The organism is Bacteroidales bacterium (assembly GCA_016707785.1).
GTDB lineage: Bacteria > Bacteroidota > Bacteroidia > Bacteroidales > UBA4417 > UBA4417.
This window is the reverse complement of record JADJGZ010000021.1, coordinates 53,679-80,344: the sequence shown is the minus strand read 5'-3', so window position 1 is coordinate 80,344 and position 26,666 is coordinate 53,679. Positions and strand designations below refer to the sequence as shown.

Sequence of the window (26,666 nt, the reverse complement as noted above, 5' to 3'; positions counted from 1 at the left end):
CTGGTCATACTTCACTTCAATGGCTTTTGGTTCATTGCCGGCAGGTAAAACAAAATCCACTTCATTCCCTGCAGTTGTCCGCCAGTAATGGATCTCATCCATTTCATACTTATCTGCCAGCATCCTGAACATCATATTTTCCCATAGTTCACCCTTATCGGCACGGAATGCAAGCTGTTGAAAATTACCCAGGAGGCAATTCCTTAAACCCATATCCATGAGATACACTTTCTGCATTTTGGTTAGTTCTTTCCTTACATTTCCTGAAAAAGGCTTTACCAAAGCAATGTGAAAACTTTTTTGCAAGACAGTAAGGTAATTGACTACGGTTTCGTTCTTAATCCTCAGGGTGGATGCCAGTTCGTTCACATTCACAAGGTTTCCCGATTGGGCAGCCAGTATTTTGAAAAGGCCATAGAAAGCGGTTTCATTTTGAACGCCTGCTTCCATGATATCTCTTTTCACGAATGAATCCCTGATTTCTTTCAGGCGGTTTATCTTTTCTTCTACTTCAGGTTCAGTGATAATGGAAGGATATCCACCATAAATCATAAATCTTTCCCATTCAATCCGGAGAAGTTCTATTTGAGTACTTCTGTAATCCTTTTTCGAAAGGATATTCCTGAGTTCTTGCAACAACTGTTGCTTCCCTGCTATTTCCAGGTATTCATCAAAAGAACAGGTATACAGATGAAAGAGTTTTTTCCTTCCTGCAAGGGAATCCCTGAAATGATCATCGATATAAAAGGCGCTGCTTCCGGTTGCAACAATCTTGAGTTTCCCTGCATGTTCGTCATATAATAATTTCAGAAAATTGGAGGCATCATCCAGGTATTGAACCTCATCAACCAAAACGATTACTCTCTGACTGCTTTCCGGAATGAATTTCAGGAGATTCAACGGGCTTTGGTTCAGCTCCTGTAAAATCGGTTTATTATCAAGGTTGAGAAAAAGAACCGGAATATCCTGTTCCCTGCAATATTCTTCCAGTTGTCGAAGCATTGTCGATTTCCCGGTTTGCCTGGCCCCTGTTAATATGGTGAATTCCTTCTTCAGCAAATGTGTTTTTAGATCGAGGAATAATTTTCTCCTAATCATATCTGTAATTTTCAACAAAGATAATTAATTTTAGATAATTTTACCCATGCATGGGGCAAATTATCGGATATTTTTACCTATGTATGGGGTATATTATCGGATTTTTTTACCTATGCATATGAAAAATTAACGGATTTACCCGTATCAAGATTACTATATCCGTTAATATTCCTTAGATAATTAAACAATTGCATGAAGCTGGATCAGAGTAATTAAATTAATAAACCTACTGGCAAGCCCTGTAAAAAAAGAGCTTCCCGGGTGTTAAGATCAGGAAAAGAATAGTAGTGCAGATTAGATCAAATTGTCTAAAAGATTGAAATCTAAACAAAGGTAACTCTGATGCTTCCCGCAAAACACCAAATAGGGTATCTTAGCAACATCAAACCCACAAGCCCATGAGAATTGAATACGATATTAAACTAGGATTTAAAGATGTGATGTTCAGGCCTAAACGGTCAACACTAAGCAGTCGTTCGCTGGTAAAACTCGAGCGTACCTTCAGGTTCAGGAACAGTAATAGTGAATGGAGCGGAATCCCGATAATGGCTGCTAACATGGATACCGTTGGCACCTTTGAAATGGCCCTGGCATTATTCGAAAAAAAGCTCTTTACAGCCATTCATAAACATTATTCTATAGAGCAATGGAAAACCTTCATGCAAAATGCTCCGAAAGGGATTGAAAACCATATTGCACTCAGTACCGGCACAGGAACCAGGGATTTTGAGAATATCTCGCACATCCTCAATGACAATCCTGCCCTTAAGTTTATCTGTATTGATGTGGCGAATGGATACTCCGAGCACTTTGTAGCTTTTGTAAAGCAAACACGGAAAAAATTCCATGATAAGGTGATCATTGCCGGGAATGTGGTAACGGGGGAAATGGTGGAAGAGCTTTTACTGGCAGGTGCTGATATTATTAAAGTGGGAATTGGACCGGGCTCAGTCTGTACCACCCGGGTAAAGACCGGAGTAGGTTATCCCCAGCTCTCAGCAATTATTGAATGTGCTGATGCTGCCCATGGCCTGGGTGGACAGATTATCAGCGATGGTGGCTGCACAACCCCGGGCGATGTTGCTAAGGCTTTTGGTGCAGGAGCCGACTTTGTTATGCTTGGGGGGATGTTGGCCGGCCATGATGAAAGTGGAGGAGAACTTATTGAAAAACAGGGTAAGAAATCAAAGCTATTCTACGGGATGAGTTCCTCAACTGCAATGGATAAACATATGGGTGGAGTTGCCGACTACCGTGCAAGCGAAGGAAAAACCGTTGAAGTACCCTACAGGGGACCCGTTGAGAACACCCTTCTTGATATACTGGGCGGAATCAGGAGTACTTGCACTTATGTAGGTGCCTCGCAGTTGAAAGAACTTACAAAACGTACCACTTTCATCAGGGTATCGGAACAGGAGAATCAAATTTATACGGATAATGGAGAATGATTGAGTGACAGTCTATGTATATAAATTCTTAAAGAATTCAGGAGTCAGAATTCAGAATTCAGAATAATTTTCCAGATAATTGTCTTGTCCTAAAATAGGTTTACAGTTAAAGTAAACTAAAATCAGGAGGATTCATGGTCAAGCCATTCTGAATTCTGACTCCTGGCTCCTGACTCCTGGACTGACTGGATTCTGACTCCTGGATCCTGGATTCTGGATTCTGGATTCTTCCTCTTTTATCATGCCACATTCTATAATAAATATATAGTTTTGGCGAAGTATAAACATTTTTATCACGCCATTTTATATATTTTTATTGTACTTTTGGCGAAGTATAATATATGGTATCCATGGGAAACATCATAGGCAGAGTGGATGAGATTGTCCTTTTGTCAAAAATTGAAAGCTCCGGAGAAGCTGAACTAATTGCAATGTATGGGCGACGGAGGGTTGGCAAAACCTTTCTCATCCGGAATTATTTCCAGAAACAGATGGCATTTGAATTTTCAGGAATGCACAATGCAACGTTTGATCAGCAACTTGAGAATTTCATCGGAACCTTATCTAAAACTTCAGGCAGCCTGCCCCTTGCAAAACCGGCAAATTGGATACAGGCACTTCAGCTGTTGGCCGATTACCTTACTCCTTTGCTTAAGAAACATCGAAAAGTCGTGTTTTTTGATGAGTTTCCTTGGATTAATTCAAAGCGCTCAGGATTTTTGCCAGCCTTTGAAAACTTTTGGAATAGTTGGGCCTCACAACAAAAAAACCTGATTATCATCATTTGCGGTTCTGCTGCATCCTGGATGATACAGAATGTGATCAGGAATAAAGGAGGGCTCCACAACCGGGTAACCCGGAAAATAAGGCTTCTGCCTTTTACTGTCAATGAAACAGAACTTTTCTTAAAAGCCAGGAAGATTAAACTTGACAGGTACCAAATTCTTCAGCTATATATGGTCATGGGAGGAATCCCTCACTACCTGAAGGAAATTGAAAAAGGAGAAAGTGCAGCCCAGGCCATTGACCGCATCTGCTTTACAAAAGATGGCCTCTTGCATGAAGAATTTGAAAATCTTTATCGTTCACTCTTTGATAATGCCAGAAATCATATAGATATAATAAGGGCCCTGGCGAAAAAGAAATCAGGACTTACCAGGAATGAAATCATAGAAAGTTGTCGTCTTACAAGCGGTGGTGGTGCTACCCAGTTGCTGGAAGAACTTACCGAATCAGGTTTTATTACTCCTTTTATTCCCTTTGACCGCAAAGCTAAAGATGCCATTTACAGACTTACAGACGAGTATTCCTTATTCTATATCAAGTTCATTGAAAATAGCCGATCAATAGGGCCGGGTACATGGATCCGGTTTTCGGCAGAAGCATCCTGGAAAAGCTGGAGTGGATATGCTTTTGAAAGTATTTGCATGAAACATGTTCATCTATTGAAGAAAGACCTGGGAATCGAGAACGTGTACACTGAAACCTCGGTCTGGCGAAGTAATACGGATAACGGTCAGCCTGGTGCCCAGATTGACCTCCTGATTGACAGGCGGGATCAATGCATCAATGTATGTGAGATGAAATTTTCAGTGAACGATTTCGAGATTACCAAAAGCTATTCCAAAGAATTGGAAAACAAATTGAAAGTCTTCCGGGAACGGACAAAAACACGCAAAACTTTATTCCTGACCATGGTAACAACCTATGGGGTAAAAAACAGTTCATCTTTTGCAGGACTGGTTCAGAATAATATCACTAAGGTCCTTTGTTTAATTTATTATGAATTTTTACTCAATTAGATTCCCCCAAAAACACAACCGCCTCCAACCACCCACAGGTCCGCGTTGGGGCGTGCAGACCATACCATTGGCCGGCGGGCAATGGGATCCCTGGTACAATCCAATTCAACTCTCTATTCTGAACCCTTCCTTCAAACCTGAAGATCTTATATCCTGCCCTAAGTAATCCAAGAATGGATAGTATTAATACTCCTTCGCCAACCGGAGCCCCACCATTGGTTGGATTCTGATTACCGGCTTGCCCGTGTCCTGAAGTCGGTGGATGTGGTGGCTCCTGTGCTGAACTTGTCCTCACATAAAAAACTGAAACAATCAATAACAGTATTAAGCTGGATTTTATAGCAAATGTTTTCATGGTATATCAATAGCTGAGTGTTATTTCTACTTTACAAGTTTCATCGTTTTTACCATACCCCCACCAGATACTCTGATCAGATAAGTACCGGAAGCATAATTTACAGGAATGCTATGAAGCCCTTTTCCCTCGAGCGATTTTTCGCTGAGAAGTTTCCCCTGGATATCGAAGATTTCTACCTTGGTAATAGCTTCACCACTCTCCACATAAATTGTATTTCTGACACACCATGCAGTAATCTTACCATCCGTTAAGGATTCATCAAGCCCCACAGCAGAGAAACTCAGCACAAATCGCTGGGCATCATCATCTGCCACTGATGTGAAACTGTATTCAGGATTTTTATTCAGGTGAATGATAGTGTTAAGTTTCAAATCAAGTAGGTAGAGTGTTTCAGTTACACTCTCAAGTCCTTGAAATGAAAGCTTGTAAGAAGCTCCTTCATTCGGAATTAAACTAAAAGGGATTGATGTCCCCTGAATGGGATAAGGAAGGGTGTTAGTACTTAAGTATAATCCTTCGGCAGATGAATAGAACTTCGGGCCATATCCTTCCAGGAATTCACCATCATACTTCATATCGAAACCATTGGATGCATCAGTATTGAAGAAAATATGACTTTCCTGTGCATTTCCCTTTTCCAGATCTTTCACAACCAGTTTAATATGTGGGGTTGTTGATTTATAAAACGGCTGGTTAGAATGAACTCGTTTACTTGACGGGAATACCAGGCTACCGTTTCCTGAAATAACTTGCACCATGACACCATTTGTGGAAGGTATCACACCAGAAGGCACTGAACTCAGATCCGAATAACTTTGATTTTCTTCGTTCCATATCTTTGCCACGCCACTAATATTTACTAAGGACCACTCCGATCCACCATCCCAGATAAGGGCACTGCTGAATGGGTTTCCAAGGAGATGCCAGCTGCGGTTTACCTGGGTAGAACCAGTAATTGTTAAATTTCCTACTGAAACATTTTCAACATTTAAAACTCCTTCAAATAATCGTGCCTGGTTCATCATATGCGGCCATATAACCTTTGCCCAGGTTGAAATTTGTTCCCCATTAACATCATTCCAGGTGGGGATACGGTAGTATTCTTATAGTTCACCCAAAGATTCTGAAATTCATACCATGTATATAAATCATATGGATCGGTTGTGAAATTTGGACTGATGGGTTGATTTAATACGGGTGAACTGAGAAAATGCCAGCCATCAACCCAGTTGGTCCAGTCGGTATTGTTCATGTAGCGTTCAACAGTCGCATTCACATTTTCTGATATATGAATCAGGGAACCAGTTCCAGAAATATCACTTTTTATTACAAGTCCTGAGGTACCTGCTTCATTGATCAATGTTCCGTTAACTGTTAGTGCTATTGCCGGATTTATTGTTACAGAAGCCCCTGAACGAATAGATAGATTTTTACAGGTAACATCGGCTGTAAGTATAGGGTAGTTGGTTGAGCCTGATGGAATTATAGCGTTGAGTGATGCACCAGGAACAACACTGTAGCTCCAGTTTCCAGTAGTATTCCAATCGCTGCTTACCGTTCCAACCCAAGTGGCATCGTTCACAAAATAAACAGTATAGTCTTCTGCCTGGCCATAAGAGCTGATATCACAGGCTGAAGAAGGAACAGAACCGAATTTCGACAGCACTCTCAAACGGATTCCTTTATTAAGTTCCACCCCGGAAGAAGGTGTTGTGAATGATAAAGTCCGTGTACCTTCCTTATTTGCAGGGAATGATACCACTGCTTCTCCTGATTCAAAAGTTCCATTATCATTATAGTCGATATAAACTTTAGCTCCCTCATTATTTGCAGTTCCAGTCCGGATAGTGACTGAATAGGTTTTATTAAACTCAAGTAATGTCCACTTGCTGCAGGAATAGTTCTTATAATAACCATCATTACTTGAGGTAGTAAAATCAATGGCACCTAATGCAAACCTGGATAATCCAATTCCATAGGCATTCCCGTTATTGCTGTTGGAAGTGAGTGCGCACCCTATGTTCATAGTAGGCTCACTGTTCATCACAAGGATCAGGTTTTCTTTGATAATTTCGGAATCTCCGTTGTTTACCACCAGCTTTACTGTATAAAGTCCTGGTGAAGTATACGTATGTGTCGGATTTTGAGTGGTGTAATCGGTTGTGCCATTGTTATCAATATCCCATACCCAGGAATTATAGGCCCCCAAACTTGCATCTGTAAAATTTACTGTCAGGCTTCCTGTGCAGCTCACGGCAATATCTGTATTGAAGTTTGCCGATGAATAGGTTGTGGTGGCATTCGAAGTACTTCCAGCAGAATATGCCATTGCTCCGTCATATGACCAAATTTTATAGTAGTAGGGAACAAGCGATGCATGGTCGAAGGATGCATTACTTCCGCTGTATAGTATGGTACCTCCTCCCGGGATGGATGTTGAATAGGTATTTCCATTCACAGGGTTTCCAAATGTTGGAGTAGTATTGAATGCAAGTAATACACTATTGCCTGATGACAGTAACCAACTTAAGTCTATTTGTGTATTGCTGCTAACTTCAGTAGTAAAATTTGCAGGATTTAACACACCTGTCTCATGTAAATCACTTTGCCAGAGACCCCGTCCATAAGTAGCAGCTTTTAAACGGTTCTGGGTACCTATCGGATCATAGAATATCTCAAGTTCCCTAATATCAACCGGGGGTAATCCATTGCTGAATAGTATCCAGTCTGTCATTGTAGCATCCTTGAACCAAACTCCTGTTTGATTACCTACGTATATACCCTCATTGCTGTTTTTATCAAATACCAGGGTGTTGTTGGTAAGATCAGGCAGGCTGACGTTAGGATCCATATCGACCCATGTCATTCCTTTGTCAGTCGACTTGTAAACATAATACAACGGATGAAGCAGGGCTGGCTTTTATATTGTCGCACCTGAAAACGTTTTCATATCCTGCAAACATTACATTGGAATTCGATTCATGTAAAATGTAAGGGGTAACCCAGGATCCGGTTTCATCAGCTCCAATTCCATTGGTTCCAGTGGATGCAATACTGGAATAGGAACCTGTCGGACCTGTTGACGAGCGGCTGATATCCCCTTCAACATAGGTATTGTAACAATAATTTGAATTGGAGTAATCAATTAAACACTCTGTTCCATCACCACCACGGGTTGTATAAAATGTACTGCCATTTATTGTTCCGGCACTCCCATTATCCTGCAATCCTATCAGGGTATAATTGTTATTGGTCGCGCCCTGGCCAAGCCTGTAAATTTGAGAAATCGGCAACCCACCAGTAATTTCGGTCCAGGTTATACCTCCATTTGAAGTGCAAGAGATTCCGCCATCATGTCCCAGGTATAAGTTTCCATTTAGAGGATTCCATTCAAATACATGGTGATCAGCATGAACCGAGGAAACCGTGCCACTGCAATTTCCTGCCCAAACACTGCTGATGGTCCATGATGCCCCCCCATTGATTGATTTCCATGTATTGATACTTCCCACATAAAGTGTATTGGCATTGGCTGGATCTACATTGATGCAGAGGTCGTATGTAGCCTGGCTTGCGGTTCCACTTCCATCGCAACTGTAATCAAAGATATTCGGCGAACTCGACATCGTTGAAAATGTAAGACCGGCATCTGTTGATCGCAGTAAATTAGCGAAAGTACCATCAGTCGATTTAATCTGAACCAGGTACACACAGGCAGGATTAGCCGGGGAAGTACCAATTACCATTCGTGAACCAATATCAGTTGTAGGTATGCCAGAGGTTATCTGGGTCCAGGTATCTCCTGTATTTGTTGACCTGTAGAAACGTGAAGGTGTTGTGATTCTCACTCCATAAACCACGCTTGGATCACCGGGTTTGAATTGAATATCTTTGAAGTTATAGGCGCCTGATTTAAGCGTCCATGTGGCACCCCCATTGGTTGTTTTATAAATACCTCCATTGGTAGCAGCTAAAATGGTATTTGGATCTGAAGGATGCATAAGCATATCACCAACAACCTTATTTCCCATAGTATTATTAATCTGAACCCAGGTAGTTCCTCCATCCACTGTTTTAAACACACCAATGCCCGGGGCATCATTTGCATCCCGGTCGCCGGTTCCAATGTATATAATGTTAGGATCAGCAGGATGTATCAGAATTGACGAGACACCCAGCTTTGGAAGGTTATTGGCAAGATTTACCCAGCTTGCACCTCCATCTGTAGTTTTCCAGATACCTCCTGACGGGGCACCTATATATATGGTATTTACATCAGTTGGATGAAATGCGATGGCATTTATTCGGCCCATTCCTGTTGGTTGCCCGGTATTATTGATAAAATATTGGGTTGGTCCCACGATACTCCAGTTGCCTGAAGCAGAAGCTGGTCCATCCAGTTTACTCATATACCGGGTATATTCATTCATTGCCTGTTCCGGAGCGGGTAGTTTCCCATCAGGTAACACTCTTGTTTCGTTGATATACTCCCAACGTTTAAAGACCTTATAGCCATTCCCTTTAAAATCTGTACGGTTAGCCCAGTAATTATTGAAGGCACTTTGTGCTTCATAAAAATTCACATTAGGATCCTGTATCATTTCCAGGTAAAATTTGCCAACAGGGGCATTATCTACTGAGTTTATGACCTGGGCAAAAGTTTTTGGAACCCATATGCCTATGTTTAAAAGAAGGATAATTGTAGTGAGAATAGTAAATCTGTTCCGTTTCATTTTGAGTTGGTTTGGTAGGTATGGTTTAAATTTGATTAAAGCACAAAAGAGAATTAAAAAAAATGACATTCTTCCTTCCCAAAATGAAAAGGAGTTGAATGTCCAAAAACCCAACCAAATATATGTAGACAAACTGTAGACAAAAAATCCGGTATGCGGACAAAAAGCGGACTTTTTTATTTAAATGAAGTGAACAGGATATTTATATTATAGGGCAATAGCCTCATTATCAAATATCAAAATTTCATAATGTACGCTTCCGGGGAAGCATCCCTGGACAAATCCATTTTTTCCTGATACGGTACCTTGTTTTCCTGATCGCTTCGGTAGTAACATTCATAATAGATGCGATCTGGTTTCCTGATAACTGGATGCGCAAATAGGCACAAAATTTTAATTCTGTTTTACTCAATTCCGGGTGTGCATCCTGAAGTTTGGTAAAAAAATCCTGATGAAGATTAGTAAACCTCTGGTTAAATAAATCAGCATCTTCTGATTCCGTTAATTGTGCCTTAATAGAACCCACAATCTGATTGAGAGATGCCAGGTCGGTCCCTTTCTGATATGACTCCTGAATCCTTTTACTGATCAGGTCCAGCAATTCATTTTTCTGCTCGATTCCAAGTGCAATACTTACAAGTTCCTTTTCCTTTATATAAAGTGCATCCTGGTATTTCTCAATGCTTAACCGGTTAATCTCTTCATCTTTTTTTAACTGATCAAGTTGTAATTGATTTAGCTGAATCTTATTTTCAAGTAGCAATTTATCCTTCAAATAGTTCTTCTTTCTCAAAAAGATCATCCTGCCCAGTAAAACTACTGCAGCAATAACAGTAATAAGTAATAGCAGTAATAAATTCCTGACTTTTGTCTTCGATTGGATCTCAATCTCCTGAAGTTCAATCAGATTCCTTTTTTTCTCATTCTCATATTGTAATTCGATAGTCCGGGAATTGTTACGCTGTTTCCTTTCAAACACTGAATCCTGCAATACAGTAATACGATTGTATAAACTGCCAATGTCATTGTATTTGCCTGAAAGGGTATCGGCTTTTATGAGGAATTTCAGAGCCTGTAATTGAGTTTCCACATCATCGGTCAGGATGGAGTACTGAAGACAACGATTGAGGTAGACTTTTGAAGAATCAAAACTTCCTTTGTCCATCAAGATTTCACCAGTATTGCCATATAAAGTTGAAAGGAGGGCTGTATCCCCTGTAATTTCAGCAATCACCATGGCTTTTCTCAAATAATAAATGGCTGAATCAAGCTGATGATCTTCCTGCCGGAAAGCAGCCATGTTATAGTAGATTACAGGGAGGCTGGAGCTGTCGTTTCTGGCGATTAATTCTGCGATTAACGAATGATATATTTTTTCGGCTTCAGCATTCTTACCATTTTGTCGGTACACATAGCCAAGATTTCCCAGGTTCTCGATCATATTTCGCCGGTCGTTGAGCTGCCGGTTGATTTCCATCGCCCTGTTCAGCAATAAAACAGCAGAATCAAATTGTCCGGTTTGACCTTTATAGAATCCCAGGACATTGTATACTTTGGCCATCCCTCCGCTATCACCAGCTTTCTCGCATAGAGCAAGACTTTGGAAGTATAATTTCAAGGCAAGATATGGATCGTCTGTACCAGGTGAATAGAAGCCTGTCGTTCCAGGCATCTTGCATTGTATAATTATTTTTCTCAGCAATAGATTTTGCTTCGGAGAAAAGGGCTTCAGCATCTGTATAATTATTCTCTTCATACTGAATGATTCCTTTCCAGAAAAGAACAGCAGCCCTGCTTGAATCGAGATGAAGCACTTTTGAGCTTAACTCTGCTGAATCAAGAAGAATACCTATACTATCATTGGAATGCCTTTCTTTGGTAGCAAGAAGCAAAACCCTGGCTATCCATTGTTTTACTTCCGGCGATCCGGTAGAATTCACCTCAGATCGTTGATTACAAGCCTGAATGACAAAGAAAAGAAGAACCAGGTGGAAGGCAAATTTGAATTTCATTATTTCATAAATTATGAAGATCTAGACTCCACATTGTCCGGCAAAAGTAAGAAAGTAATATCATTTGAACCTTCCTGCTTCATGAACATACTATGATATTGAACAAGCTTTATGACGGCAATTGATTTAAAAATGGCTGAATTGTCTTACATTTGAAATACTGTATATGACAAAAATGCTTGCTGCTGGTGCACTTGAATTGATAAAAACGAAAATGAACAAGAAAGGGATTTTTATCGCTATGCTGTTGCTGGGGATAACTATATCCTTTAACACTACTGTATGCTCAGCACAAAATAGGGCTGATAGTCTAAAAAAAGTTATTGGATCTACAAGCGATGAAAAGGAAAAGATTCTGGCACTTGTTGAACTGGCTCATCAGTTTACTTACAGTAACCCGGCCAAAGGAATAGAATACTCCGCAGAAGCCCTGAAATTAGCCAAAGCCGTGAATTTCGAAGGAGGTCAGATGAAAGCCTACCTGGGGCTGAGCTTACATTACTTCCTCACTTCCGACCTTCAGATGGCCATGCAATCAGCACTTGAAGCAAGAAGCCTTGCACTCAAACTGGATAGTAAAAAAGAACTTGCCATAAGTAATGATGCCATAGGAATTGTGTATTATGATATTGGCGACAAGAAAAAAAGTTCAGAATACTTTTTTCGAGAGCCTGAAAATTTATGAGTCATTGAAAGATAAAACAGGGATGGGGCAAACCTACTGTAGAATCGGGACGCTCTATCTTGATCAGAATGAATATGACAAAGCTCTGGAATATTATTCACAATCAGTTAAACTTGCCAGGGAAATTAATAGTAAGGAAGGCATTGCGAGTAATCTGAATAATGTGGCAAAGGTTTATAATGTTCAGAAAGAGTACAAAAAAGCTTTGAACCAATATTCAGAAGCCCTTAAAATTAACCAGTCCACTGGCAACCGGAATCTTGAAGCCAGCAATTACCTTAATATTTCGGAAGTTTATAGCAATGAAGGTGAGTATAACCTGGCTTTGGATTATGTATTAAAGGCAAGGAAAATCTATTATGAGATAGGTAACGATTTGCGTATTGCCAAATGCTATTTCAGTGCTGCCAGTATTTATCTGAAGCTGGGAAAATTAAATGATGTTATTGTAAATGCCGATAAGGCTCTTCTAATGGCCAGGAAACAGGGTTCCCAGGAAGTGGTAATGCAAGCCGCTGGGATACTCACCGAAACCTACCTTCAACAAAAAGATACCATCAAGGCATTTCGTTACTTCCAACTGGAGAATAGATTGAAAGATAGCTTATCGGCCGGTGAAAGACAGAAAACACTAACTAAACTTGAGCTTCAGTACCAATTTGAGAAAAATGAGCAGAAAGAAAAAATCAGGGAACAAAGAAGAATGGTGATTATTTCGATCATTTTTTTGTGCCTGATTTTTGGTATAATAATCATTGTACTCATAATGAATCATATCCGGCTAAAAGCTAAGAAATCATTATTGGAGAAAGAGAACCTGCAACAGGAACTTGATTTCAAGAAAAAGGAACTCACCCTGAATGTTATGTCGCTGATGAAGAAAAATGAAATCTTCTCCGATATCTCTGAGAAACTTATGGCCCTGGCAAAGGAAGCTGGTTCACAGGATACCAAATCAGCTATCAGAAAAATTGGCAAAGAACTTCAGAAAGGACAGGAGGATGAATTATGGAAGGAGTTTACCCTTCGCTTTAAGGAAGTACACTCTGATTTCTATAACACACTGCTGTCGAAATATCCGAACCTCTCTCCCAATGAACAGAAACTCTGTGCTTTCTTAAGGCTTAATATGACAAGTAAAGAGATTTCTGAACTAACCGGTCAATCAGTAAGCACTATTGAAATAGCCCGGCATCGCCTGAGGCAAAAGTTAGGAATTAACAACTCTGATGTAAACCTGATTACATTTCTTTCACATTTATAAAATTCTACTTATACTATTAATTTTCAACTTATTACATTTCTAAAAAACGTAAAAATAAAGGTATTGTAGGGGTACATTTTCCATACTTGTAAGGTATTGTATGGGTTGTTTTTTTGGAGTTCCCTATTCCTTCATCACATCTTTGTCGGACACGATGCCATTCTTATTGGCATAGATTAAAGAATGAACTGCTAAAAAGAACCGTTCATGATCTTTATCTTAAAACCCTGCTCATCCGACTTGACACAACTCCGACCTGCTGATTTCGACTTAATACTTGCTTAATAAAGCATCAAAAATAAGATTGATGAAAACCCATAAGAAAGACATGCCTGAAAAAGAAAAAAAGCAGATTCTAGTCTCCGAACTGCCTTTAACTGATGAAATGGGTGAAATCAGGAATTTCATTCAAAAACGACGACTACAGAACAAAATACTTAAAAAGATCACGGATGAACTTCAGGCCTATAAGGTAAACGAATCGCAGGGGAATAAAACTGCATAGCCATAACAACCAACCATTACATCGATCTTCAAAATATTTTAACAAAGAATCCAACCCAAAAACCCAAACCATGAAAAACAATTTACTCATCCTTTTAATCGCACTCTTTGTGAGCGGATTAAGTTATGCGCAGCCTCTCACCGGTATAAAATCAATTCCCGGTGATTACAGCACTGTTGAAGCCGCTATTGCCGATTTAAATGCCCAAAATGTTGGTGCTGGCGGGGTCACATTTAATATAGCTGCTAATTATGTGGAAACATTTACATCCCCATCGGCCGGAAGTATTACAACACTTACCGGGTCAGCAACACAACCGATTGTTTTTAAAAAGTCAGGCAGTGGCCTGAATCCTGTTATTACCGCCGCTGTTGGAATTGGCACCATGGATGCTGTGTTTACGATATCAGGCTGCGATTATGTAACTTTTGACGGGATCAATGTTGTTGAGAATCCTCTGAATACAAATGCAACCTCTCAGATGGAATGGGGCTTTGCAATCCTTAAAAATTCAGAAAGTAATGGATCACAGAACATCACTATTTCCAACTGCAATATTTCGTTAAACATTGCTTATACCGCAACAGTTGGTATTTATGCAAACAATCATACTGTTGCCAACACCACTGTGTTACCTGTTAATAATATTTCGGGACTAATTCAAACCTAAAAATATATAGTAATAAGATCGACAATTGCTATTCCGGTATCAGCGTCACAGGATATAATGATATAGTCGCTCCTTATAGTTACCTGGACCAGAACAATGAAATAGGAAAAGATGGCGCTAATACCATAACGAATGTTGCAGGTCAAACGGCAACACCTGCTGTTGCCGGCTATGGTATATATGGAAAGGCGCAGAACAATCTGATCGTTGCCAATAACATCATTACCAGCACCATGGGAGGCAATGGCTCACCCAGTGGCATTTACCTAACCACTGCAAACAACGGAAGTTATGAGCTTTATGGCAATACGGTCAATCTTCAGTTTAATGGAACCGGAACAGTAGCTCTCAATGCTATTTTTAGTGACATGGGGGCATCAGCGAGTTCAGGTACCACGAACATCTATAATAATACTGTTTCCGGTTGTACTTACCCGACACTTACCACTGGCACTGTTTATTTCATGAGCCTTACCAACCTGGGAACCAATGTGAATGTTTATGGAAATAATGTTACTAATAATTCAACAGGAAGTGCTTCCGTTGTTGCAACAGGAACCATTCGGTACCTTCAGTGCCAGGTTGCCTCAACCGTTATAACAACAGGCTCCTTTATAGTTCACGATAATGTGATTTCCGGTAATACCCGCACACAATCAATAGTTGGAGGTGGGGGTACCAACTTCTTTATGTCGGAGGGAAAGCATCTTCACTTAACATGTTCAACAACCAGGTTATTAACAATGTGATTGGCTCTAACGGAACTGCAAACCTGATTTATTCAGGCACAGATGCAGGATCACAAAATGTTTATGACAACTTAATAGAGAACATCAGCAAAGCTGAAGGACAAACCTACGGCATCACCGCGTATAATGTTACATCCGGAAGCGGACCCTGTCATTATTACAGGAATACAATCAGAAACATTGAAGGACTCGGAGCCTCCGTTTATATCTATGGTTTCAATATTGTTGGCTCTCACACTTACAATATTTATAACAATATGGCCGGTGATTTCAGGGCCCCTGCAACCAGCGGTACCACCACTTCAAACGACAGGTTGTTCGGCTGTTATTCATCATCAAGCGTTACACTGCTCAACCTATTTAATAATACCATCTATCTTAACAATACTTCAACCGGGGCAAACTTTGGTTCGGCTGCACTTTCAATAACGGGTTCAGCCACCAAATCAGATATCCGTAACAATATTCTTGTCAATACTTCAACCCCATCAGGTACAGGCAGGACCGTTGTAGTCCGATTCCCCAACACTTCGCTTACCAACTTCCAGGCAACATCCAATTACAATAATCTATTTGCGGGTACACCCTCAGCAAATAAGTTGATCTTTTATAATGGAACAACAGGTTATCAAACTCTTAATGACTATAAAACGCTAGTATACCCTCGTGAATTACAATCAGTTACTGAAATGCCACCTTTTATAAGCATCGCTTCTGGCTCAACCGACCTTCATCTTCAAAATGAGGTTGCAACCCAATGTGAGGCAGGAGGTATTTCAGTTTCTTCCCCTGTTGTGATACTTACTGACTACGATACTGATCTAAGGTTCCCTGCTGCAGGCTATCCTGTGAATGATGGATTTACTCCTAATGCACCCGATATCGGGGCAGATGAAATCGGCGGCTTGCCAAATGATATTACAGGACCAGCCATAACTTACACACCATTGTCAGCAACAAACCTTACCACAAACCGTATTCTCACAGCCACTATCACTGATGGTTCAGGAATTCCAACCTCCGGTACAGGACTTCCGGTTTTATACTGGCAGATTAATTCCGGCGCATGGCTACCTGCTGTGGCAAATTGGGTAAGCGGTTCCACATATTCATTTGCTTTTGGAGCAGGAACAAGCGTTGGCGATCTTGTTTCATACTATATTGTTGCTCAGGATAATGCTACAATACCGAATGCAACCTCTTACCCCTTACCCGGAGCAAGTGGGTTTTCAATTAACCCGCCTTCATGTTCCACCCCTCCAGTTCCTCCTTCAACCTATACTGTTATGCAGGGGATCTCAGGGGTTTACCATGTGGGAGTAGGGAAAGACTATACAACTATCACCGCTGCTGCAATCGATATCAGCACCAAATTCATCAGTGGACCACTAACCTTACTTCTGGATGACCCCACTTATCCTTCTGAAACCTTCCCTATCAACTTTGTATCAAATCCTGGTTCAAGTTCTACAAACACATTGACGTTGCGACCAAATGAAGATATGACCACTGTAATATCAGGAAGCGTACCAACTGGATTGTTTGATTTGAATGGAATAGACTATTTCACCATTGAAGATCCAATAAATAGCAACACCAGGGATCCGAGTATTGCGAATAATGAAACCGCATTGGAAAACTATACAATATCTATACGTAATAGCGGCGGATCCAACCCAGTCACCAATGTCACAATCAAAAACTGCAATATCAGGATTAAACCTATTCATGCATCAGCTGGAAATAGTGCTATCATGGTTCCTAATACAGGAGGTGGGCATGAGAATGTAATATTTGACAACAATCACATTACCAGTGCTTTTGATGCCATTTCCATAAAAGGTGTTAGTGGAAATATCCTGCGAAATTTCCAGATTACCAATAACCTGATTGGTTCAATTTATGATTCGATTGCAGTAACCAGAATAGGGATTTATCTCGAGTATGCTGATAATACAGTGATCAGCAATAATGAGATTATGGGCCCTCCAGGCAGTTCACTGAATACCGGCCAAACCGGAGTTTATTTAGGACCCTTATCAACGAATACCAAGGTACAAAAGAATAAGATTCATACTTTCTGGCGTTCATCTGATGATGGATGGGGAGTTTCAGGGTTATGGTTTGCCACCTCTGATGCATCCACTGTAACTGAGATTTCAAACAACCTCATTTATGACATTCATTCTCCAGGGATTAATCCGGGAGTAGGACAAAACATCACCTATGGAATGTTTTTCCGTAGCGGGGGAAATGTCAAAATATTACACAATTCCATAAGCCTTACAGGTGCCTATCTATCTCCTGCAGCCTCATGGGATGCTTCTTCAGCTTGTTTAGGATTTTATTACCAGGCAACAGGAGGAAACTTTGAAATACGAAACAACATACTACGGAATTCAATGACCACCCTTGGAGGAGGAGCCCCCGGATATGGAAAAGCTTATGGAATAATGATCAGTACTCCACCTTCAATGTTTAGTATCATCAATAATAATGATTATTTTATTGATGGCACAAATGCTCATATAGCACAGAAATATACCAATGGACTCGGAATCGAATTCGACTTCCCAACACTCGCATCCTGGCAGGCATATACAGCACAGGAAGCCAACTCACTTACCATAGACCCACAATTTACCTCTCCTTCCAACCTGTTCCCTACAACTACAGCCATGAATAATGCCGGTTCCTATATACCGGGCGTACCTACTGACTTTGCAGGAACATCCAGAAGTAATCCTCCAGACATTGGTGCCTATGAATTTGCCATTGATCCTGTTGTTGTTACTAGTTCAGCCACTGCTGTAACTTATCAGTCAGCAACTGTTCAAGCGAATGGTGAATGCAGCCAATTACGATGTTAACACTTATTACGATTATGGAACCTCAAACTCCTATGGGTACACGGTTGCAGCTTCTCCATCTTCAGTTTCAGGGTCTTTAAACACTGCCATTTCTGCAAATCTCAGCGGATTATTGCCATCTACGGTTTATCATTACAGGGCCCGCGGACTCACAACATCAGGCTTAACCATGTATGGTGAGGACATGACGTTTACAACGAGTGAAGCCTCTATTGTTACCATGAATGTTGATATGTCGACTGCAGCCGGATTCACTCCGGGAAGTGACCAGGTTTACCTGGCCGGCAATTTCCCTGGTGCTGTCTGGAATGAACCCGGTACAAATCCTGCCTTACTGATGACTCAGGTTGGAACAACGCTAACCTATACTATTGCTCTTGTATTGCCAAATGGAACCTATGAATATAAGTATTTCAAAAATGCAGGATGGGGCGGTGGAGAATACACCGGTGGTTCCAATCGTTTAGCTTCAGTATCAGGTAATACTACCATCAACGACACCTGGGGTGGCTCCATTAATTGGGCTAACCTGCAATGGCCGGGAACTGGTTCCATAAATATTGGAGATGCATATGATGTTTATGCCCAGGCTTACATTCCTAATGGCATAACTTCACCGGCAGGTGCTACCTATGGATTACAGGCATGGATCGGTTACAGCACAACCAATTCTGACCCCAATACATGGACCAACTGGGTATCGGCTCCATTCTTCGGACAATCAGGCGACAACGATGAGTTCAAGGCTGATTTAGGTACTGCGATCACCAGTGCCGGCACTTACTATTATGCAACCAGGTTCCAGTTTGGAAATAGCAGCTATGTATATGGTGGATTTAATGGAGGCTTCTGGAATGGAACAACCAATATTTCAGGAATACTCACAATTAATGCTCCGGCAACCAAGACCCTTAATCTGAAACTATTTCTCGAAGGTCTCAGGCTTGTAGTGGATTAATGAGCCAGGCACAAGGAAGTTCAGGCTCACAGTTTGGTACAGGAATCGCTGACCAGGTAACCATTGAACTTCATAATGCCACATCACCTTATGCAATGGAATATTCCTATGAAAATGTGAACTTGCTAACTGATGGAATGATATTAATTAATTCATTACCAGGCACTATTTCAGGTAACTACTATATCGTTGTGAAAAATCGTAATAGCATCGAAACCTGGAGTGCTACAGCCATCGATTTCAGCGCAATCGGAACCATATCCTATGATTTTTCGACAGCTGTTTCACAAGCTTTTGGGAATAATCTGAAATTATCCGGGACCGATTACCTTATCTGGGGAGGTGATGCAAACCCAGGATGGTATTGTGGATGGATCTGATATGGCAGCGATTGATAATGCAAGCACAGCCACTCTGCTTGGATATAATGCAGAGGATGTTAATGGTGACGGTATTGTTGATGGTTCTGATATGGCTATGATTGATAATAATTCTACAATTACCGTCCAGACTTCAAAGCCTTAAAACGTGAACAGTGCTAATTCCTTAACCATTCAATTCATGGAATAACAGGAAAATAAAAGATTCAACCTTATGGCGGTTTGGGTCAAAAAAAACAGTCATTGAGTTGAAGAAACAGTCCCGTTAGTTCGGGACTGTTTCACAGTTTCAGAAAAAAAGAAGAATATGGCATCCAAAAAAAGAAAGGAAACTGATCAAAATGAACTTACTTTTACGTTACAAATCATCATAAATTAAAAAAAACAAATATGAAACTCATCACTACCCTTATCCTTTTAACACTCCTCACATTCCTTAGTATTACATCAGCAAAAGGTCAGGCAGGAGTTCTTGATCCTACTTTTAATAGTACTGGTACGCTTGTCCTGGACCTAGATCAGTTTGACCTTTACCAGGATATTAAAGTTCAACCTGATGGAAAAATACTGGCTGTAGGCACTTCAATGACTCCTTCCTATACAGCATACCTTGTAGTTTCACGTTTCTCCAGGATGGATCAGTTGACCTGACTTTGCAGTGAATGGGCATTATACCTACGGCCCGAATCTTGAAAAACATGTCCTATAAATGTCTGCTTAAACCCGATGGGAAGATACTCATTGGTGGACATACTACTGACTATACCAACTGGCAGATGTTAGTCATCCAATTAACGGCTGATGGAATGCCTGATCCCGATTTTGGTGCTGCAGGAGTGAGCTTCCTAGACTTAGGAGCAGGAGAAGAAATTGTTTCAGACCTTGAACTTCAACCTGATGGGAAAATCCTTATCTCAGGATACATGCAGAATGCCCAATTCCAGAATGCCCCAATAGTTGTTCGACTCCTGGAAAATGGCAGCCTGGACCCCAACTTTGGAAATAGTGGTATTGCTACAATCCCAATCACAGAAACGGATAATGAATTCACTGCCGTGAGCGTGCAATCCGATGGGAAAATAATTGCTGCCGGTCATATCTCAAATGGTCTAAGCTGGTTCTCTCTCCTTATTGCACGATTCGATGAAAATGGAATCCTGGATACTGGTTACGGCACTGAAGGAGTCGTTAATCTTAACCTCAATAATGTGGATGATGAGTTTTTTGACATGGAAGTGACGGCAGGTAATGAAACCATTCTCTGCGGATTTACAGTATTTCAGGCTGATTACACCTACCATCTCCTTGTTATGAAATTTGATGAAAACGGACAGGCCGTTTCCGATTTTGGTAATTCAGGAATTGTAATCATAGGAGATACCCCCTACAGTTTTGGCGACGACCTTGCCATTCAACCTGATGGAAAAATCATTATTGCCGGTTGTACCGGGGACCTCTTACCTGCCGATAATGATTGGGCTCTGTGGAGGCTGGAATCAAATGGAAGTGCTGATCTGACTTTTGGAACAAACGGACTAACTACCACTGATTTCTTTGGCAATCCCGATGAAGCCCTGGGACTGGCTTTGTACAATGATAAAATTATGGTAGCCGGGAAAGTAAGAAATGCCAGTAATCTACTCGACTTTGCCCTGGCAAGATATGACAATGACAATTACTTTAATGTAGGAATAACTGAACCTGTAGTTTCTGGCTTTAGAGCTTACCCGACAATTCTCAGAAACCAGGACCAAATAAATCTTGAATTCAGCCTGTTACAAAACACAAATTTAACCTTAAATTTGGTGAATACATCTGGAATAGCTGTATCTACATTTACCACAGGCCACCTTGAAGCTGGAAATCAATCTCTGAACATTCACTTACCCACTACATTGGCTAAAGGTTTATACCTCCTCCAGGTTCAAAGTGACGGTTTGCTCTTGTACTCAACTAAACTCATCTTTCAGTAAGTAATTATTCTGTATTAGAAAACAGAATCTTTCAAAATAGAAAAATAAAAGATAATGAAAGTCCTTTTCTCCTTAATCCTTTTCACCCTTCTCACAGTCAGGACAGGAATCGCCCAGTCATGGGAAAAAATCAACACCGGCTTCGATTTCATCCTCATGGGTATCGAATTCCCCGGCGGACAAAGCTCGATTGGTTTTGCAGCAGGTGAATCGCTCACTTATATGGGAGATGGGATAGTGATTAAAACCACCAACGGAGGAACCACCTGGACCCAGTTATGGACAGGTACCGACCAGGGTATTGAAGGCATCAGTTTCCCCGATATGAACACCGGCTATGTGGGTGGATGGAGCGAATATTTTGCCAAAACAACCGACGGAGGCCTTACCTGGACACCACAAACTCCCGGAACAGATATCTATTTCTATACAGATGTAGTTTTCAAGGATGCCAATCATGGGGTGGTTACCGCCCAAACCAATTCAGGTGCGGGAGTTTTTGTTACAAGCAATGGCGGAACAACCTGGACTTCCGGCACTGGAATTTCCGGGGTTCCTTACGGATGTTGTTATGTTTCAGGTAGTACCTATTACCTTGTCACGAATGGAGGGGATATTCAACGATCGACCAACGATGGATTAACATGGAGTACTGTTTATTCCGGTGCCGGTTTATTGCTGGGAATCGATTTCTATAATGACAATATCGGAATAGCAGCCGGTGAAGACGGATGGATCTTCAAAACCTATGATGGAGGTGCAACCTGGCAACCTCAGCAGATTGCATTTGGTCAACCATTATGGCATGATTTCGCATGGGCTAACCAGAATGATGTCTTTGCAGTAGGAACTCCTGAATTTATCTATACATCAAATAACGGAGGTTCCACCTGGACCGATGACTTTCCTCAAAGCACCTATGACCCGGCTCTTTACGAAGTTATGTTTACTGCCGATGGGATAGGATTCATCTGTGGCTCACAAGGTTGGTTCTATAGAAGGGCACCTCAGGTTACTGCAGCATTCACGGCCAGCAGCACCCAGATATGCCAGGGCAGCACTGTTCAATTCACTGACCAATCAACAGGATCCCCCACTTCATGGAACTGGACCTTTGAGGGTGGTACGCCGTCAACTTCTACATTACAAAATCCCCTGGTCACATACTCCGGTCCGGGTATTTTCGATGTCACACTGATTGCAACCAAAGGTCCTGTAAACAGTACCTTCTCTCAACCTGACCTGATTCATGTTGACCAGCCAGTGACAGAAGCACCTTCCATTCCCTCCGGACCTTCAGCAATATGTGGACTAGGAACTTATGATTATACCACTACTGCAGTAAATTATGCATCATCCTATAGCTGGTCTGCCAACCCTGCAACAGCCGGTACTTTTTCAGGAAACGGCTTAACTACCACATTAAATTCTTCCAACACCTGGCAGGGTAACTTTAACATTCAGGTTTCAGGTCAAAATGGTTGTGGATCCGGTCCGGCATCACCATCATTGGCAGCTGCTCTTTACTTCCAGCCAAACCCCTATTTTCTTTTTGCAGGGGGAGGCTATTGCGATGGAGATCCGGGTTATGAAGTCAGGCTTGAAGACTCCGACCCGGGAGTGAGTTATGAGCTTTTCAAAGATGGTGTTACAACAGGAATTATATTACCGGGAACCGGAACTTCCTTGAGTTTTGGCATGCAAACCACAGGATCTTATTCAGTAACTGGAATTGCCGGTCCATGTGAAGATGAAATGAATGGCACCTGTATCGTTTATCTTATTGACCTCCCGACCCAGGCATCAGTTCCAACAGGTGTTACCGAGGTATGCAACAATAATAGCTCAACATATACCTGTGTATATCCTAATGGGGCATATGAGCTGATCTGGACACTCACCCCATCTGAAGCCGGCACATTGACACCTTCAGGGAACGGCTCTAACCATCGGATGGAACGGAGCATTCTCCGGGACAGCTACCCTCACGGTTGCAGGCGCTAACGAATGTGGAGCCGGACCAGCATCTCCTCCCCTAAGTATAGTGGTAAATGCATCGCCTCAACCAGTTATTGAAGGTAATTCCCTCGTTTGCCAGCATGACAATGCTGACTATGAAATTACTTCCAATCCAGGTTCAACCTTCACCTGGATAGTTACAGGAGGTTCCATCTATACCGGGCAAGGCACCAACCTGGTGAGGATTCAATGGGATGATCCCGGCAATGGTACGCTATCAGTTACTGAAGTCACAGAACAAGGGTGTGATGGCGGTTCTGAACTTTTTAACGTCATCATCGACCCCTGCCCTGGCTTGAAGGAATCCCGGGAAAGTGCGATCCAGCTATTCCCAAACCCTGCTTCTGATATGTTATACCTTCGTGCAGGCATCGGATTCAAAGAACTCTCAGGTATTTCCGTCAGCGCTGCAGCCACCGGGGTAATAACTGAAATCCGAACCTATACTATTGATGCAACAACAGTTTCAGTAGAACTACGATCTTTCAGCAGTGGCAATTATATTCTGAATTGCAGATTTAATAACGGAACCATAATTCACCTGCCTTTTGTGATCAGCAAATAAAGTTTACGGCTTGACAGATAATACTGTCAATTCCCATTGAACCCATCTGATGTAATGGTAGCATCAGATGGGTTTTTCCTTTTCTAAACAACAAATCCTTGAAATTTCAGTTAAATAATCCAGCTACAAATTCCCAAAATATGTTTTCACCAAGGCTTCTCATCATATTCACTCTGATCTTCTTTATGGCATTCAGGGCATTCGCACAATCGGATCAGCTTGAGATTTTGGTGATTAAACCCTGAAAATGAATCCCTGCCCGGAGCTACCATTCAGCTTTTCAGTGCTGTATCCGATACCAAAAAATTTGCGGTGACAAATCAGCAAGGCCTGGCGGTTTTAAAGCGGATTCAGGCCGGGAAATACACCCTGAAGATTTCCTTTATGGGTTATAAGACACTGGAATCCGAAGTTAAGGTAACCTCTGGCATTGAGAAATTCAAATTCGTTCTTCAACCGGATGCCCTTAATCTTAAAGAAGTTGCTGTAGTAGCCCGCAAACCTGTAATTCGCCAGGAAGATGATAAAATGATTATTGATCCTGAATCACTGGCCACCACTACAAGCAATACCCTGGAAGTACTTGAAAGCACACCCGGGCTGTATGTTGATCCTGATGGCGGTATTTACCTGTCAAGTACTACAGCAGCCACCATTTATATTAATGGCAGGGAGCAAAAAATGAGCTCCCAGGATATTGCTACCATCCTCCGCAGTCTTCCCCCTAATAGCGTGGAACGGATCGAAATCATGCGAACTCCCTCCACCAAATATGATGCATCCAGTTCAGGTGGAATCATTAATGTAGTGCTTAAAAAAGGGGTGAAACTTGGCAGATCCGGGTCAGTGAATGCGGGAATGAACCAGGGGCAGGTAGGAAACCGCTATGCAGGCTTCAGTATTAACTTCAGCAACGACAAGACCAGCAATTATGTTAATGCCAATTATAACCGGAATCAACAATTTGATGAAATGAACAGTACCAGGTTCATTGGAATTGATACAACACTTTTGCAGGCTTCCGAAGTATCCAGTAGCAATCACCAGGTATACCTTGGCTTTGGAAGCAATTACCAGTTAAATGAAAGAACTAATTATTATTTCGATGGCAGGATCAATGCTACTAAAAGAGAGTCAGAGTCATCAAATCTGAACACTACCTCTGCTACCGACTTTGGTAAACTGCTGGAAAGCAATAACCTGATTCAGACAGATGCACTTCAACTGAATATTCAGCAGGACCTGGGAATGAGTACGAAATTCGATACCCTGGGATCAATGCTTGACCTTAAACTTAGCTATAGTTATAATTCCTCAGGGAATGATCAGCGTTACAGCACTATTTATAACTTCCCGGTCAACTACAGCAGTTATGGGAATGGCACCAATGACCAAAGCCGTCATTTCGTTGTATTTCAGTCGGACCTCACCTATCATCTGCCCCTAAAAATTAAGCTCGAAAGTGGGTTGAAAAGTTCATGGCAATCCCATGAAAGTGAAGCTGAATATTTTTTGAATCTCAATGAATTGAGCGTTCCAGACCCAAAACGTACAAACCGTTTCAGTTATACCGAAAGTATCAACTCGATATATATCCAGGGATCCCGGAAACTATTCGGTGAATTGCAACTAAAAACAGGTCTTCGAATGGAGCATACCTATATGAATGGGAATCAGCAAATCCCTTCAGATACCAGTTTTTTGATCAACCGGGCAGATTGGTTCCCCTATGTTTACCTGAGCAGACCACTGTTTAAAATTATGGGAGCCGATCTAACCGGGTACATCATCTACAGGAAAACGATCAACCGGCCTGGCTACCAGGAGTTAAACCCCTATTCGCGCTTTGTTGACCAATACTTGTCGGAAGCAGGAAATCCCGCCCTCAAGCCGCAGTTTACCAATAATTATGAGCTCAATATAAGCTTTGAGGATATGCCTGTTTTCGCTATTGGGAGAAACGTGACAACAGATATCTTTTCGTCAGTAATGTATCATGATGAGGAGGAAGGGGAACACCTGGTGAGGACCTATGATAACCTAGGTAAAAGTACAGAAACCTATTTTCGCGGTATGATTGGTATCCCTCCCGGAGGGAAGTATTTCTTTGCCATGGGCGCCCAGTATAATTATAATGAATATGAAGGATTCTATGAAAATGCTCCCATGAACTTCAAACGGGGAAGCTGGCGTTTCTTCACATTTCATTCCTTTACCATTTTACCCAATACCAAGATCACCGCTAATGGTTTCATGATGACCAACGGACAATGGAACTTCTATGAAATGAAGAATTTCGGGCAACTGAATCTCGGAATCACTCAAACTTTCTTCGATAAGAAGCTGTCAATAACCCTAAATGCCAGGGACATTCTAAAGACTATGGTAACTGAATTCGAATTTAACCAGGGAACGATCCGCAGTATTGGTGATCGTTATACGGATAACCGAAGGGTCGGCTTCAACATTCGATATAACTTTGGAATCCCAAAGAAGGATGAAAAAAGAAATATTCCCGGATTTGAAGAGCAGGAAACACAATAATGACACAAAATCAGGAATGTCTTTTCAAGTACT

Annotated in this window: 23 protein-coding genes; 16 read left to right on the top strand and 7 right to left on the bottom strand. The window is 41.4% G+C overall.

What is annotated here, in order from left to right:
• Positions 1–1,098: ATP-binding protein (locus tag IPH84_12925; GenBank protein ID MBK7174108.1), on the bottom strand; the 1,098-nt coding region annotated here is incomplete at its 3' end.
• A 398-nt stretch (positions 1,099–1,496) separates the two neighbouring features.
• Here IPH84_12925 and IPH84_12920 point away from each other — a divergent pair.
• Both IPH84_12920 and IPH84_12915 read left to right on the top strand, forming a co-directional pair.
• Positions 1,497–2,546, top strand: a complete 1,050-nt coding sequence (locus tag IPH84_12920) for a GMP reductase (GenBank protein ID MBK7174107.1) — start codon at positions 1,497–1,499, stop codon at positions 2,544–2,546.
• Positions 2,547–2,896: 350 nt separating this feature from the next.
• The gene (locus tag IPH84_12915) at positions 2,897–4,348 is read left to right on the top strand and encodes an AAA family ATPase (GenBank protein MBK7174106.1); all 1,452 of its coding nucleotides are present in this window, start codon (positions 2,897–2,899) and stop codon (positions 4,346–4,348) included.
• Here the strand turns inward: IPH84_12915 and IPH84_12910 are convergent.
• The 6 genes from IPH84_12910 to IPH84_12885 all read right to left on the bottom strand — a co-directional run bounded on the left by IPH84_12910 (position 4,341) and on the right by IPH84_12885 (position 11,451).
• Positions 4,341–4,703 (bottom strand): hypothetical protein, encoded by a 363-nt coding sequence (locus IPH84_12910; GenBank protein MBK7174105.1) that lies wholly within the window; start codon positions 4,701–4,703, stop codon positions 4,341–4,343. The genes IPH84_12915 and IPH84_12910 overlap by 8 nt on opposite strands.
• A 26-nt stretch (positions 4,704–4,729) precedes the next feature.
• Positions 4,730–5,728 (bottom strand): T9SS type A sorting domain-containing protein, encoded by a 999-nt coding sequence (locus tag IPH84_12905; protein ID MBK7174104.1) that lies wholly within the window; start codon positions 5,726–5,728, stop codon positions 4,730–4,732.
• Positions 5,728–7,572, bottom strand: coding sequence for a PKD domain-containing protein (locus tag IPH84_12900; GenBank protein ID MBK7174103.1), 1,845 nt, complete (start codon positions 7,570–7,572; stop codon positions 5,728–5,730). Before IPH84_12900 ends, IPH84_12905 begins: the two co-directional genes overlap by 1 nt.
• Before the next feature lie 7 nt (positions 7,573–7,579).
• Positions 7,580–9,439: a hypothetical protein gene (locus IPH84_12895; protein ID MBK7174102.1), complete on the bottom strand. Its 1,860-nt coding sequence runs from the start codon at positions 9,437–9,439 to the stop codon at positions 7,580–7,582.
• A gap of 244 nt (positions 9,440–9,683) precedes the next feature.
• Positions 9,684–11,111 (bottom strand): tetratricopeptide repeat protein, encoded by a 1,428-nt coding sequence (locus IPH84_12890; GenBank protein ID MBK7174101.1) that lies wholly within the window; start codon positions 11,109–11,111, stop codon positions 9,684–9,686.
• Complete coding sequence (locus IPH84_12885; GenBank protein ID MBK7174100.1) at positions 11,011–11,451, bottom strand: hypothetical protein; 441 nt, start codon at positions 11,449–11,451, stop codon at positions 11,011–11,013. Before IPH84_12885 ends, IPH84_12890 begins: the two co-directional genes overlap by 101 nt.
• A 166-nt stretch (positions 11,452–11,617) precedes the next feature.
• On the opposite strand from IPH84_12885, the gene IPH84_12880 reads away from it, so the two are divergent.
• The 14 genes from IPH84_12880 (at position 11,618) to IPH84_12815 (ending at position 26,633) form a co-directional block, all read left to right on the top strand.
• On the top strand, positions 11,618–12,136 hold the full coding sequence (locus IPH84_12880) for a hypothetical protein (protein MBK7174099.1): 519 nt from the start codon (positions 11,618–11,620) through the stop codon (positions 12,134–12,136).
• 4 nt (positions 12,137–12,140) lie between these two features.
• Positions 12,141–13,400, top strand: a complete 1,260-nt coding sequence (locus tag IPH84_12875) for a tetratricopeptide repeat protein (protein ID MBK7174098.1) — start codon at positions 12,141–12,143, stop codon at positions 13,398–13,400.
• Positions 13,401–13,707: 307 nt separating this feature from the next.
• Positions 13,708–13,905, top strand: coding sequence for a hypothetical protein (locus tag IPH84_12870; protein MBK7174097.1), 198 nt, complete (start codon positions 13,708–13,710; stop codon positions 13,903–13,905).
• A gap of 70 nt (positions 13,906–13,975) precedes the next feature.
• Positions 13,976–14,575 carry a hypothetical protein gene (locus IPH84_12865; GenBank protein MBK7174096.1) on the top strand — a complete coding sequence of 200 codons (600 nt, stop codon included), beginning with the start codon at positions 13,976–13,978 and terminating at the stop codon, positions 14,573–14,575.
• 233 nt (positions 14,576–14,808) lie between these two features.
• Positions 14,809–15,324: a hypothetical protein gene (locus IPH84_12860; GenBank protein MBK7174095.1), complete on the top strand. Its 516-nt coding sequence runs from the start codon at positions 14,809–14,811 to the stop codon at positions 15,322–15,324.
• Positions 15,294–18,194: a right-handed parallel beta-helix repeat-containing protein gene (locus tag IPH84_12855; GenBank protein MBK7174094.1), complete on the top strand. Its 2,901-nt coding sequence runs from the start codon at positions 15,294–15,296 to the stop codon at positions 18,192–18,194. Before IPH84_12860 ends, IPH84_12855 begins: the two co-directional genes overlap by 31 nt.
• The gene (locus tag IPH84_12850) at positions 18,166–19,152 is read left to right on the top strand and encodes a hypothetical protein (GenBank protein MBK7174093.1); all 987 of its coding nucleotides are present in this window, start codon (positions 18,166–18,168) and stop codon (positions 19,150–19,152) included. The genes IPH84_12855 and IPH84_12850 overlap by 29 nt, the downstream gene beginning before the upstream one ends.
• Positions 19,152–19,532, top strand: a complete 381-nt coding sequence (locus tag IPH84_12845; GenBank protein ID MBK7174092.1) for a hypothetical protein — start codon at positions 19,152–19,154, stop codon at positions 19,530–19,532. Before IPH84_12850 ends, IPH84_12845 begins: the two co-directional genes overlap by 1 nt.
• A complete protein-coding gene (locus tag IPH84_12840) occupies positions 19,519–19,677 on the top strand; it encodes a hypothetical protein (GenBank protein MBK7174091.1) in 159 nt (52 codons plus the stop codon). The genes IPH84_12845 and IPH84_12840 overlap by 14 nt, the downstream gene beginning before the upstream one ends.
• Positions 19,678–19,922: 245 nt before the next feature.
• Entirely contained in the window at positions 19,923–20,183 is a 261-nt protein-coding gene (locus IPH84_12835; protein MBK7174090.1) for a hypothetical protein, read from the top strand.
• 47 nt (positions 20,184–20,230) lie between these two features.
• Positions 20,231–21,505 carry a hypothetical protein gene (locus IPH84_12830; protein ID MBK7174089.1) on the top strand — a complete coding sequence of 425 codons (1,275 nt, stop codon included), beginning with the start codon at positions 20,231–20,233 and terminating at the stop codon, positions 21,503–21,505.
• A 54-nt stretch (positions 21,506–21,559) separates the two neighbouring features.
• Positions 21,560–23,509, top strand: a complete 1,950-nt coding sequence (locus IPH84_12825; GenBank protein MBK7174088.1) for a PKD domain-containing protein — start codon at positions 21,560–21,562, stop codon at positions 23,507–23,509.
• Between the two features lie 40 nt (positions 23,510–23,549).
• Positions 23,550–24,089, top strand: a complete 540-nt coding sequence (locus IPH84_12820) for a hypothetical protein (GenBank protein MBK7174087.1) — start codon at positions 23,550–23,552, stop codon at positions 24,087–24,089.
• Positions 24,090–24,401: 312 nt separating this feature from the next.
• Entirely contained in the window at positions 24,402–26,633 is a 2,232-nt protein-coding gene (locus IPH84_12815) for a TonB-dependent receptor (protein MBK7174086.1), read from the top strand.
• Positions 26,634–26,666 lie beyond the last annotated feature (33 nt).

Excerpts from the sequence above, each read along its gene's own strand:
- IPH84_12920 (MBK7174107.1), top strand. The coding sequence starts at position 1,497 with ATGAGAATTGAATACGATATTAAACTAGGATTTAAAGATGTGATGTTC.
- IPH84_12915 (MBK7174106.1), top strand. The coding sequence starts at position 2,897 with ATGGGAAACATCATAGGCAGAGTGGATGAGATTGTCCTTTTGTCAAAA.
- IPH84_12910 (MBK7174105.1), bottom strand. The coding sequence starts at position 4,703 with ATGAAAACATTTGCTATAAAATCCAGCTTAATACTGTTATTGATTGTT.
- IPH84_12905 (MBK7174104.1), bottom strand. The coding sequence starts at position 5,728 with ATGAACCAGGCACGATTATTTGAAGGAGTTTTAAATGTTGAAAATGTT.
- IPH84_12900 (MBK7174103.1), bottom strand. The coding sequence starts at position 7,572 with ATGACATGGGTCGATATGGATCCTAACGTCAGCCTGCCTGATCTTACC.
- IPH84_12895 (MBK7174102.1), bottom strand. The coding sequence starts at position 9,439 with ATGAAACGGAACAGATTTACTATTCTCACTACAATTATCCTTCTTTTA.
- IPH84_12890 (MBK7174101.1), bottom strand. The coding sequence starts at position 11,111 with ATGCCTGGAACGACAGGCTTCTATTCACCTGGTACAGACGATCCATAT.
- IPH84_12885 (MBK7174100.1), bottom strand. The coding sequence starts at position 11,451 with ATGAAATTCAAATTTGCCTTCCACCTGGTTCTTCTTTTCTTTGTCATT.
- IPH84_12880 (MBK7174099.1), top strand. The coding sequence starts at position 11,618 with ATGACAAAAATGCTTGCTGCTGGTGCACTTGAATTGATAAAAACGAAA.
- IPH84_12870 (MBK7174097.1), top strand. The coding sequence starts at position 13,708 with ATGAAAACCCATAAGAAAGACATGCCTGAAAAAGAAAAAAAGCAGATT.
- IPH84_12865 (MBK7174096.1), top strand. The coding sequence starts at position 13,976 with ATGAAAAACAATTTACTCATCCTTTTAATCGCACTCTTTGTGAGCGGA.
- IPH84_12860 (MBK7174095.1), top strand. The coding sequence starts at position 14,809 with ATGGGAGGCAATGGCTCACCCAGTGGCATTTACCTAACCACTGCAAAC.
- IPH84_12855 (MBK7174094.1), top strand. The coding sequence starts at position 15,294 with ATGTTCAACAACCAGGTTATTAACAATGTGATTGGCTCTAACGGAACT.
- IPH84_12850 (MBK7174093.1), top strand. The coding sequence starts at position 18,166 with ATGGTGAATGCAGCCAATTACGATGTTAACACTTATTACGATTATGGA.
- IPH84_12845 (MBK7174092.1), top strand. The coding sequence starts at position 19,152 with ATGAGCCAGGCACAAGGAAGTTCAGGCTCACAGTTTGGTACAGGAATC.
- IPH84_12835 (MBK7174090.1), top strand. The coding sequence starts at position 19,923 with ATGAAACTCATCACTACCCTTATCCTTTTAACACTCCTCACATTCCTT.
- IPH84_12830 (MBK7174089.1), top strand. The coding sequence starts at position 20,231 with ATGTCCTATAAATGTCTGCTTAAACCCGATGGGAAGATACTCATTGGT.
- IPH84_12825 (MBK7174088.1), top strand. The coding sequence starts at position 21,560 with ATGAAAGTCCTTTTCTCCTTAATCCTTTTCACCCTTCTCACAGTCAGG.